This window comes from Phocaeicola oris, from assembly GCF_021295095.1.
GTDB classification, from domain to species: domain Bacteria; phylum Bacteroidota; class Bacteroidia; order Bacteroidales; family Bacteroidaceae; genus Phocaeicola; species Phocaeicola oris.
In genome coordinates, this window is the sequence record NZ_JAJLQX010000011.1 from 90,308 (window position 1) to 102,347 (window position 12,040).

6 protein-coding genes are annotated in these 12,040 nt (G+C 39.4%); 4 read left to right on the top strand and 2 right to left on the bottom strand.

Annotated elements, in window-relative coordinates; all coding sequences use genetic code 11:
- Positions 1-78 precede the first annotated feature (78 nt).
- Together LO761_RS07260 and LO761_RS07265 are read right to left on the bottom strand one after the other, a co-directional pair.
- The gene (locus LO761_RS07260; protein ID WP_272817619.1) at positions 79-2,406 is read right to left on the bottom strand and encodes an outer membrane beta-barrel family protein; all 2,328 of its coding nucleotides are present in this window, start codon (positions 2,404-2,406) and stop codon (positions 79-81) included.
- A 686-nt stretch (positions 2,407-3,092) separates the two neighbouring features.
- Positions 3,093-6,329 (bottom strand): FAD-dependent oxidoreductase, encoded by a 3,237-nt coding sequence (locus tag LO761_RS07265; RefSeq protein WP_272817620.1) that lies wholly within the window; start codon positions 6,327-6,329, stop codon positions 3,093-3,095.
- 206 nt (positions 6,330-6,535) lie between these two features.
- Here LO761_RS07265 and LO761_RS07270 point away from each other — a divergent pair, with 206 nt between their 5' ends.
- The 4 genes from LO761_RS07270 (at position 6,536) to LO761_RS07285 (ending at position 11,951) form a co-directional block, all read left to right on the top strand.
- Positions 6,536-7,105, top strand: a complete 570-nt coding sequence (locus LO761_RS07270) for a YIP1 family protein (protein ID WP_272817621.1) — start codon at positions 6,536-6,538, stop codon at positions 7,103-7,105.
- Positions 7,105-7,557 (top strand): SsrA-binding protein, encoded by a 453-nt coding sequence (gene smpB / locus LO761_RS07275; RefSeq protein ID WP_272817622.1) that lies wholly within the window; start codon positions 7,105-7,107, stop codon positions 7,555-7,557. The genes LO761_RS07270 and smpB overlap by 1 nt, the downstream gene beginning before the upstream one ends.
- Before the next feature lie 3 nt (positions 7,558-7,560).
- On the top strand, positions 7,561-10,302 hold the full coding sequence (metH, locus tag LO761_RS07280; RefSeq protein ID WP_272817623.1) for a methionine synthase: 2,742 nt from the start codon (positions 7,561-7,563) through the stop codon (positions 10,300-10,302).
- A gap of 605 nt (positions 10,303-10,907) precedes the next feature.
- A complete protein-coding gene (locus tag LO761_RS07285; protein WP_272817624.1) occupies positions 10,908-11,951 on the top strand; it encodes a TonB-dependent receptor in 1,044 nt (347 codons plus the stop codon).
- Positions 11,952-12,040 lie beyond the last annotated feature (89 nt).

The window sequence follows — 12,040 nt, forward strand, 5'->3', positions numbered from 1 at the left end:
CACCTCCCGAAAGTTTACATCCAACTTTCGGGGGTATTTATGTTGGTCTCATAATGCTGATATGTATCCAACGGACTTTCAAATTCCCAATCTGGATGCATCTGTTTCTTTCTTCTTCCCCTCTTTATATTTTCCTAAGATGTATCGGACTGTCAATGAAAACGATTGGCTGTCAACTTGATTGTTGAAGGAGTAGTGTTGCGAATATCCTTCAACCTTTGTCTTCATCCGATAGCAGTTGAACAGGTCTTCGGCTTTTAGTGTAACATTCCAATTCCCTTGTTTGGACAGCCAAGAAAGAGCAGCGGAAGTGTTATACATATTTTCCACATCGTATATGCCTTGTATCATTGGCAGCTGATACCATCCGGATAGTTGAAAGGAGAGGGTACGGGATCGGTTTAATGTGACATTGTTCGCCATGTTGATTCTTCCACTGATTTTATCCCGATTAAACGATATGTTTTCCAGTTCGCCTTTTTGCTTCATGGCAAAGAAAGTCATGCTTAATCGTGTATTGATGTAGTCGTTCCATTTGACAGGGACAATTCCCATAATTCCTACTTTTCCGCTGTAGTCAAAGTTGACATATTTATAAACAGCCCATAGCCTCTGAGGATTTTGATACATTAGTTGGGTTGAGTAATTAGGATTTATATCCCCGAACACTCCAATGATATACTTGTTTTTGATGATATGATTTGCATTGAGTTGATAAGTTTCATAAGGTTTTAATGACGGATTTCCCTCTGATATGCAATATGGATTCATATAGATTTTGCTGGGAGTTGTTTTCCAATAGGCAGGATAGTTTTTTTGGCTGGAAAAAGATATTTGCCATGTTCTGTCTGGACGTACTTTGTATACGAATGTCAGGCTCGGGAAAAGATGAAATTCATTCCAGAGCGTGCTCTTTTGCTTTTCTGTTTCAATCTTTGAATTGAAATATTCACCCTTTAAAGCAATGTTGAACATCCCTTTCTTGCCTATGTGTTGGTTGTACCCGATGAAAGCGGAAAAAGATTTTTCTTTCTGGCTCGTCCGGAATGAACCATCATCATAAATCTCTGCATTGGAAATGACATCATGGGTGTTGTCGGTGTTCGATAAGGAAGCATCTATCCCATAGGACAAACGACCTTTATTCAATTGGGTTCCGTGATGTACATATAAGTTTACTTTATTGACCTTCTGTTCCGATCCGGAAAGGAGTCTGTCTTTATCTGTCTCGGCATCCGTATTGGCAAGATTCTGATTACTTTCTTGTTGGTAGTGCATATAATCGAGTCCGATATTCCACGATTTATGTGCATACTCGGCACTGATATTATGTAATCCATTGTTCCCGTCAATATTGTTTTCGCTTTTCATTTGCTTTATATTCGTGATGCTCATGTCTGAAAGAGCTTTATTTTGATTGTCAGTGAATTTTCCGGTGTATAACAGTCGGAATGAATCTTTGTTTTTTAAATCAAAGCTAAAGTCCGAGTAAATGCGATGAGACAAATGGTCATATTTTTGATGGGTGCTTTGGGCAATATCGTATGTCGTTTCATCCTTTATCGTGTGCAGGGAATTCAGTTGTAATTCATAGTGGCTTACCGACTTGTCTATGGAATACCCTAAATTCCACGACCAGCAGTCTTGCGACATGGATAAGTTAAATCCTCCATTTTGCGAATAATAAAACTTCTGGCTCAAAGTGGTATAGATGTCTCCTTTTATTTGCAGTTTGTCACTTCTTTGTTTTTCTAAAACGACATTAATAGAGGCTCCTTTCACACCATATTGTGGAGGAGTGTTATAAAAGACTTCGACGCTTTTCACTTGCTCCGGGGGAACGGTCATAAGATATTGCCTTAGCTGTTCTGCGCTCATGTTGCTTTTTCGTCCGTTCAATATGACGGAAGTCTTTCCTGCGCCGATGATTTCGTAATTGCTTTCTGTCTTTTGTATGATAGGGACTTCATCAAGTATATCCAGCGCATTCCGTACGGGGCGATTCCTTCTTATTTCTTTGGTATTGTATGCCAATGCTCCGTCGTCGCTGACTTTCATTATGGGACGTGAGGCTTTTATCACTACTTCGTCCAACAGTTCCGCTCTCTCGTCCAAAGTAATATTCCCCAATTCATTTTTCTCTCCGGTGATGATTTTGGTATTGAATGCAAGATGCTGTATGATAATCCGGCAAGGAATTATGCTTTGTGAAACAGCAAACTCTCCTACCTGATTGCTTGTCGTTGCACAGATGAATGTAGAATCTTGTACTTGTTGAAATACAAGTGTGGCGTTAGCTATGCCTACGCCTGCTTTGTCAACTAATTTCCCTTTGATTTGTTGTGCTTGGGCAACGAAAGGAAATGTTGTAAAAAACATCATAAAAAGATAGGAGATTGTTTTCATTGCTACAAAATTTAAGTATTAAACTCTTTGTTCCCAATATAGTGATAAATTTCGATCATTACACCATTTATGTCTCTTAATAATTATCAATTTATAAAGTAAAAGCTCCACTCCGGTTCACTGTTCATCAAGAAGCATGGCGGAAATTGTTGATGTAATCTTCAATTACCAACTTTAGGGCTGACTCGAAGGGTGAGCCTTATTTTGTTCTCTATAAGCAGACACACTTATTGGGCTGTATTATCTATCCTGAATACGGGGTAAAGAGAATCGGTTGAGTTGCCATATTCATCAGAAGTATTGCTCAGCTCATGCGTATGAGTTGCTCGGTTCATGCGTATGAGTTGCTCGGTTCATGCGTATGAGTTGCTCAAGTGATGCGGATGAGTTGGTTGATTCATACGTATGACTTTTTATCCATCTCTTTATGACCATGTCAATGAACCAAACAAAAAGGGAAAAATGCCTCACCAACCTGCTATAAGGCCATATTCTACCTTCGTAGGTTTCTGCGTAATCTCTCTGTTATTTCATTGAGCCCATGTTAGTATAAATGATAGAGGATAAAGGAAAGATTAAAAAGCATTGAACCCGGCATAAATACCGAGCTCAATGTAGATAACTTAGTTATTGACGTTGAATTGAACGTTCAATTTTCGAAAGCTTTTTATTTTACCACACTCTTTTTATTTAAAAGCATTCTCACTAATACCTTTACCTCCGAGAACCAAACGGTCCATGTATTCAGGAACATTCTTGCCACAAGCCTTGTCGACATACAACTTGGCCAAATATTGTGCCAACATAAATCCATGTCCTTGTAATCCTACAAACAGTCCGTGTTCCGGGTCAATGACATAATGAGGCTCCAAGTAGTTGCCCGACCAACAAGCTTGTAATGGAATATCGGCTAAGGAAGGAATCCAATCGCAGAAGACTTCACTGACTATATTCAGGAACTCACGTGTATTAAATTTCATCTGATTGTAACTGCTTATAGCAGCTTTTGCGTCAACTGCAGGAGAGGCACAGGCAATAATTTGACCGGTGCTCGCCAATTGCTGCCCATATACCGCGGAGAAATCGTTTCTGTTTTGGCGGTCAATCAACATGTCAAGAATATCTCCATCTTTGCCTAACATAGGAAGTCGATGAGTAATGAACGCCTGATGCTTTACCGGATAGAATCCGGTGTTATAGCCCAACATCTGGCAGAATTTTTCCGCGTTGTAACCTAATGCGTTCACAAAGTGGTCACATACATATTCCACATATTTATGATCGTGTGTATAAACTAAAGCACGATATTTTTTGCCATCCCGATGGACTTCGATTAATGTGGTATCTTCCAGAACAGTACCTCCCTTTTCAACGCCTTTATTACGGATAAAGTCGATGGTACGTCCGGGTGTTGCTTGCCAGCAATGCTCACTGATTTGCGCGGCGAAATAAGTTTTTTGGTTCGGATTGAAATACAGAGAGACTTCTTTTACAAAATCTTTTTTGTCAACGAGATAAGCGTTTGACCATGCGCAACTTGCTTCCAATGATTGATAAGTAGCGTCATCGTGAGCAAAAGTGATGTATCTGATTTCTCGATAATTAATATCATATTCTTCCTGATTTTCCTTAAAGATGGCTTGATTATGTTTAGCAATATCAGCCAATTCAGGAACAGAGAAAGCTGGGCGTCCACCGGCAATGCATCGCCATGAAGAGCCACAGTTAGCATTGATTAAAACAGTCTTTTTCCCGGCTTCACAGAAGTAACGGAATAGCGAGCTGCCCCCCATGCCACCTCCGGCAATAAGAACTTCAATATGTTTCTCCTCTTTGTTTTCTACTACATAATGGTCGGCTATTGTACGGTTAGGATAAGCCTCACCTAAGGTATAACGGTTTGACAGCGGAGCACGAGGAGTTGAATCGCCTACCAACTCGATTCCATATTCGCGCAATTTGGAACGCAGACGTGGAATGCACCGTTTGCCGCGACAAGGTCCCATTCCCAAGCGAGTGATATGTTTAATTTCATCAATAGATATATATTTTCTATCACCGATGGCGGTAAGTAAAGCGTCTAATGATACATCCTCACAATGACATACATAGGTCTTTGAATCACATTCTGTTACAGGCTTGAATACGATAGGTTCCGGATAGCTCTCTTTGGCGATGAATCCGGTCACTTTTAAGAAAGTATCTTTATCGACATTCAGGGCTTTTATACGAGCAACATTTGTTTTCGTAGGTTTCTTCAGAATTTTCTCAATGACACCTTCACCCATTTTCTGCCCTTGGTTGTTGACGAGATAAACTTCTGTGCCTTCGTAAATTTCGTATTCAACCGGCAAGAAGAGCATATCTTTATTGGTATCGTATCCGAAGATGGCCAAACCCGGACATTGGGAAATACATTGCATACAACCGATGCATTTAGTATAATCGATGGATGGAGTGACCGAAGTAGAACTTTTTGTAATAGCTTCATGCGGACAAGCAAAAGAACAAGGATTACAAGCAAATCCATACAAACAATCCATGCGGACAAACGGTTTGGCAGCTTGACGTTCCAGAGTTGGCAAATCCGGTTCTTCTTTTAATTTAATAGGACGTTGCTGAGAATCGATGTATTGTTTGGAGACGGCCAGATAATCATTATAGTTAAAGCGCGTACCTAATTCTTGAGCTATTTCATACGCTACTTGTTTACCACGAAGTACAGCACTTGTACCTTCTCCAATACGGACGGAATCTCCTGCGCCTAAACAACGTTTTCCAAAGGCTAATTCACCTTTGCTGAGCAACTGATTATCAGGTATTAAACCTGTACATATATTGATTAAATCAATACCGTCAATTACTTTCTCAGTCCCGGGGATGGGCTTAAAGTTCTTACATTCCGCGATGACCGCGCCAACAATACCGGTCTTATCATCGTTAGGGATAGCTTTTATAAGTGTATGCGATGTATAAATAGGGATTCCTAAACGACGTACACGATTGGCTTGAACAGGAAATCCGCCTTCATGGTCCATTCCTTCAATAATAGCTTTCACATGAGCACCGGCCTGCATTAGCTGATAAGAAGTCAGATAACCAATATTACCGGCACCGACAGTTAAGACATTTTTGCCAAGCAATGTGAATTCAGCATTCATCATTTTCTGAACGACAGCGGCGGTATATACACCTGGGATATCATCGTTTTCGAAAGTAGGCATAAATGGAACAGCACCGGTAGCGACAACCAATGCTTTTGCGTCTATATAGAATGTCTCATTGGATAGAATGTCTTTAACCATCAGACGGCGGTCTTGGAGAATATCACAAACAGTTGAATGCAAGAGAATTCCATCATGATTGTCTCCGGCAAGTTTGGTAGCGATATCGAATCCGCGCATATCGCCGAAACGTTTCTCTTTCTCGAAGAAGAAGAACGCATGAGTTTGCATAATAAACTGACCGCCAATTTTCTCATTTGCGTCAACAACGATGGAACTGATTCCAAGTTCTTTTAATTCCTCACGGCAGGCTAATCCGGCAGGTCCGGCACCAATGATTGCTACATCGGTCATATATACCTTTGTAGCTTCTTCCGGAATTTTTGGCGCTTTTGTTGTATCGTAAGCTTTCGGATCAATTTCTGCTACTTCCTTCACATCATCGACTTTGGTGATGCAGATTCTTTTGACTTCACCGTCAACTAACATCTGACAAGCACCGCATTTACCGATACCGCAATTCATTGAACGGTTACGCCCTTCAACACTATGACTGTGGACGGGAAATCCTGCTTGGTGCAAAGCAGCGGCAATAGTTTCTCCTTTGATTCCTTTTATTTCCGTACCATTATAAATAAAGGTACATTCTTTGCCATCCGGAACTTGAAGAATTGGATGTTTTGTAATTCTGTTACTCATATAGTGCGTTTTACAAATTAGTTATAGATTTATTTTTTAATCTTTTTAAAAGTCAAAAAGGTTTACTGCGTCTTATTGAGATTTAATATGACAAAAATATAAACTTTTTAGACATTTTATATAATTAAGATGGAAAAATTCTCACGAATCGTATTTTTTTTATGTAAGTTTGCATTCACATTGAAATGTTATAATAGAGTACGATTTTGAACTATATCCAATTATTTAAGAGAATAAGCTTATTAGTTTCTGACCCTGAGAAAGCGTGGAAAGAAATATATAAAGAGAACGATTATCGAAACGTTCAAGGAAATTTTGTATTTCCGCTCATCGCATTATGCGGTATTTCAGCTTTTATTGGTTGTTTGATAGGTAATACAGAAGGACCATCAGTCTTCCAATCTGCATTGATGAAAGTAGGAGGGCTGTTTGTATCATTGTTTGCAGGTTTCTTTTTAGTTTCTTATATCGTTCAAAAATTAAATCAACGATATTTGCATAGAGAAGAGAATACTGTTCAGGCACAGTGTTATGTTGGTTATTCTATGGTAGTTCTGTTTGTTCTTTTATTTGTCAGCGGGTTTTTCAGTATATCAATATTCTTTTGGATTTTGATGTTTTATACGGTTTACGTGACTTATCAGGGAGCGAAAGTATTGGTAAGGGTAGAAGATTCGAAAATTAATCTGTATGCTATTGTCACTGCATTGGCAATCATGTTATGCCCGAAGATTATTTTATTTATTTTTAATGAATTGTCTGTTATATTGAATTGATGAAATCGTCAGATATAAATATTAAGAATAAGAAAGCCTCGTTTGATTACGAGTTTATAGATACTTATACGGCAGGTATTGTATTGACAGGTACTGAGATTAAGTCTATTCGTTTGGGGAAAGTGAGCCTTGTCGATACCTATTGTTATTTTATAGGTGGAGAACTATGGGTGAAGAATATGCATATTTCAGAGTATTTCTACGGCTCTTACAATAATCACTCCACCCGCCGTGATCGTAAATTATTACTTTCTAAAAAAGAACTTCGTAAGTTGAGAGAGGCAGAGAAAAATCCGGGATTCACGATTGTTCCGGTTAGAGTGTTTATCAATGAGCGAGGCTTAGCTAAGATGGTCATAGCGTTAGCTAAAGGAAAGAAAGAATATGATAAGCGTCAATCTCTGCGGGAACAGGATGATAAACGAGAAATGGCTCGTATGTTTAAACATTGATTTATGGCTACAATACAGGAGTTGATCAAACAACGTATCCTGATTCTTGACGGGGCTATTGGCACGTTAATACAGACTTATAATTTATCTGAAAAAGAATTCCGTGGTGAGCGATTTAAAGATTTGCCTGGACTTCAAAAGGGTAATAACGATTTGCTTTGTTTGTCTCGTCCGGATATTATAACGGAGATTCATTGCAGATATTTATCGGTGGGGGCGGACATTATTGAAACGAATACGTTTAATGCCCAGCGTATTTCTATGGCCGATTATCATACAGAACATTTGGTACGTGAAATAAATTTGACTGCAGCAAAAATTGCATGTCAAATGGCAGATAAATATTCTACTTCCGATAAGCCTCGTTTTGTTGCCGGTTCTGTCGGACCGACAAATAAGGCATGTTCCATCAGTCCGGATATTAATAATCCGGCATTCCGCTCTCTCACCTTTGATGAGTTGGTTGAGGCTTATCGTGAGCAGATGGAAGCACTTCTTGAAGGTGGTGTTGATACCTTATTAATAGAGACTATTTTTGATACGTTGAATGCGAAAGCTGCTATTTACGCAGCCGAAGATGCCATGAAGAGCACTGGGAGAAAAGTTCCATTGATGCTTTCCGCTACCATATCTGATATTGCGGGAAGGACTTTATCCGGTCAAACACTGGATGCTTTTCTCGCTTCTGTAATGCATGCCGATATATTTTCGATCGGATTGAATTGCTCGTTTGGAGCAAAGCAAATGTTTCCATTTTTAGAACATTTGGCAGAGAAAGCTCCTTATTATATAAGTGTATATCCGAATGCCGGACTTCCAAACAGCCTTGGTTTATATGATGAGACTCCGAACCACATGGCCTCGGAAATAAAAGAGTATCTTGATAAGGAAATAGTTAATATAATAGGTGGTTGTTGTGGTACAACAGAAAAATATATTGAGAAATATGTTCCGTTAACTCGGAATGTAAAACCTCATATTCCGGTGAAGAAGCCGGAAACACTTTGGCTTTCCGGCTTGGAATTGTTGGAACAGAATTCGGAAATTAATTTTATCAACGTGGGAGAACGTTGCAATGTAGCCGGATCTCGAAAGTTCCTCCGCTTAATTAATGAGAAAAATTATGAGGAGGCTCTGAGTATTGCCAGAAAACAAGTGGAAGACGGAGCACTTGCTATTGATATAAACATGGATGACGGACTTCTTGACACAAAGAAAGAGATGGTCAATTTCTTGAATCTGGTGATGTCGGATCCTGATATTGCGAAAGTGCCGATTATGATTGACTCTTCTAAGTTCGAAGTGATAGAAGCCGGACTTAAGTGTCTGCAAGGAAAGTCAATAGTCAATTCTATATCGTTAAAAGAAGGTGAGCAAAAGTTTATTGATCACGCGAGAAAGATAAAACGTTTGGGCGCGGCTGTGGTTGTGATGGCTTTTGATGAGCAAGGACAGGCTGTAACGTATGAACGGAAGATAGAAGTTTGCGCCAGAGCTTATAAAATTCTTACAGAAATAGTACATTTCAATCCATACGATATTATTTTTGATCCTAATGTCTTGTCTGTCGCGACCGGTATGGAGGAACATAACAAATACGCAGTCGACTATATTCTTGCTACCGAATGGATTAGGAAGAATCTCCTTGGCACTCATGTCAGTGGTGGGGTAAGCAATTTGTCTTTTTCTTTTCGTGGGAATAACTATATTCGGGAAGCTATGCACGCTGTGTTTCTTTACCACGCCATTCAAAAAGGTATGGATATGGGCATCGTGAACCCGTCAACTTCGGTTTTATATAGCGAACTTCCTGATGAAGTCTTGAAATGTATTGAAGATGTGATACTTAATCGCCGTCCCGATGCAGCAGAGCGGTTGATAGAGTTTGCGGAAAAACAGAAGAACGAGTTGGCTAATATGCAATCAGACCCGAATAAAAAAGATGCTTGGCGTGAGGAACAAGATGTCAATAAACGATTACAATATGCTTTGGTTAAGGGAATTGGTGATTATTTGGAGCAGGATTTAGCTGAGGCAGTGAAATGCTATCCAAAAGCTGTCGACATTATAGAAGGTCCGCTGATGGATGGTATGAATACAGTAGGCACACTGTTCGGAGTGGGCAAAATGTTTCTTCCACAAGTGGTAAAGACAGCCCGAACCATGAAGAAAGCTGTCGCTATTCTACAACCCTTAATTGAAGCAGATAAGCAGGAAGACGCGAAGAGTAACGGTAAAGTACTTGTCGCGACTGTAAAGGGCGATGTGCATGATATTGGAAAGAATATAGTGGCGGTTGTGATGGCTTGTAACAATTATGAAATAATTGATTTGGGGGTAATGGTTCCTGCTGATAAAATTGTAGAAGAAGCTATACGGCAAAAGGTAGACATAATTGGTTTGAGCGGATTGATAACCCCATCGTTAGAGGAAATGGTTCATGTGGCTTCCGAGTTACGTAAAGCCGGACTCGACATTCCTATTATGATTGGTGGCGCCACAACCTCTAAATTGCACACAGCCTTGAAGATTGCTCCCGTTTACGGTGGTCCGGTAGTATATATAAAAGATGCTTCTCAGAATGCGCTTGCTGCTCAGAAGTTGTTGAATCCTAAGCAGAAAGAATCTTTTGTCTCTCAGTTGAATAAGGAATACGAAGAGCTTCGCGAACAGAATGCACGGAAAGGTGATAAAACAGTTGCCATTGAAGAGGCAAGAAGAAAACGACTCAATTTGTTTGAGTAAACTCATGCGTCTTCTTGAAGATAACACGAGTTCCGCGAATTTAAAATAATGCATGTCGTTTATTACTAAGTCTTTTTGAAAATCAATCATAGAAAGTTATTATCCCGATACGTAGGAACATGGAAAGTGATACGTATGAGTTTCTCAATTCATGCTGATGACTTTCTCGATTGATGCGGATGAGTTTGCTGATTCATGCTGATGACTTTCTCGGCTTATACGCGTCACTTTTTCAGATTCTTTTGATGACAAACTTAATAGACCTGACGAAAGGATAAAAACATCTTTTAAATGTATTATAAGATCGTTTTTATTTAATGTTTGAGTCCTGTACTTCCTTTCTGTTGATAATGTATAAAATGTAATTCTTTTTTGTGAAATTACCATAAAATACGTTCTATTGTAAAAGTTCAGAGTAGAATAACATGAGTTGGCATGATTACTAACTTTTACAGAAACTATATCATTCGTTCTTATTCTGAACAGAGGTAAGCCTATATCAGGAAATACCTAATAATAGGTATTGTAAATAAGATAAAAAACCTGTATTTTTGCAAAAATTTTGAAATAAACATAAATTATACATCTCTAAAAACAGATTCAGTATGATAAAAAAGAACAACTGGAACAAAATGAGGGCATTCCCTTTGATAGCGATACTGCTAATGTTCGCTTTCATTTCTACAGCCAATGCCCAACAAAAGTACAGCATATCAGGGGTTGTGTATGAACTCTCCAAAGGACAACAAATACCTTTAGATTTTGCTACGGTTTATCTCCCCGATTACGGGGCAGCAACCACGACAGCTAAAGGCGGTCGGTTCACGATTAACAATCTGCCGGCAGGCATGGCAAAAATAACCATATCGTACGTGGGTAAAATTCAAATTGAGACACACGTCTCCATCCAAAGCAATATAACAGACTTAAGTTTTGTTATGAAGGATGAGGACTTCCGATTGGAAGAAGTGGTCGTTACGGCAAAGAATAATGTTTCCGGTAAAGCTACATCGAGTAGTATTTCTCGTCAAGCGATGGATCACCTGCAAGCAACAAGTCTTTCTGATTTGTTGTCGTTGGCCCCCGGAGGCATTAGCGAGAATTATGATTTAAACAATTCCAAAACTATTAAAATCCGTCAGGTAATGGGAGGGGCAGGAACAACACTGAATTCGCTGGGAGCAGCTATTATTCAAGACGGTTCGCCCATCTCAAACAATGCCAACCTCAGTGCCCTAAACCCAACCGTCAATGGATCTGCCGGCGCATTGGCAGGAGGAAGTTCTCCGAACTCAGGCTTTGACGTACGGTCGATATCCATAGAAAACGTTGAAAAGGTAGAAATCATTCGAGGAATACCCTCAGCAGAATACGGAGATTTAACTTCCGGCGCGGTCATTATTCATTCTAAAGCAGGAAAAGAGCCTCTCCATATCAAAGCAAAGGCTAATCCAAATGTTTATCAAGGAAGTATAGGTTCCGGTATCGGATTAGGAAAAAGAGGAGGTATCCTCAACCTCAGTGGTGACTATGCTTATAATATCAAAAATCCGACAGAAAGCTATGATCATTATCAACGATTCACGACCAAAGCACTATACTCGAATACCTTATTTAACGTGAGTTCGATGAATTATAACTGTCTATAAAATTGGTGATTAGCGAAAATTGTTATATTTTTATAGTGCTGAAATACAAAAAATACTAACAACAATCGCTATGATCACCGAAAGCAAAG

What these genes read in the sequence shown, in the direction of transcription:
- LO761_RS07285 (WP_272817624.1), top strand. Translation starts at nt 10,908, where the DNA reads ATGATAAAAAAGAACAACTGGAACAAAATGAGGGCATTCCCTTTGATA.
- metH (WP_272817623.1), top strand. Translation starts at nt 7,561, where the DNA reads ATGGCTACAATACAGGAGTTGATCAAACAACGTATCCTGATTCTTGAC.
- LO761_RS07260 (WP_272817619.1), bottom strand. Translation starts at nt 2,406, where the DNA reads ATGAAAACAATCTCCTATCTTTTTATGATGTTTTTTACAACATTTCCT.
- smpB (WP_272817622.1), top strand. Translation starts at nt 7,105, where the DNA reads ATGAAATCGTCAGATATAAATATTAAGAATAAGAAAGCCTCGTTTGAT.
- LO761_RS07265 (WP_272817620.1), bottom strand. Translation starts at nt 6,329, where the DNA reads ATGAGTAACAGAATTACAAAACATCCAATTCTTCAAGTTCCGGATGGC.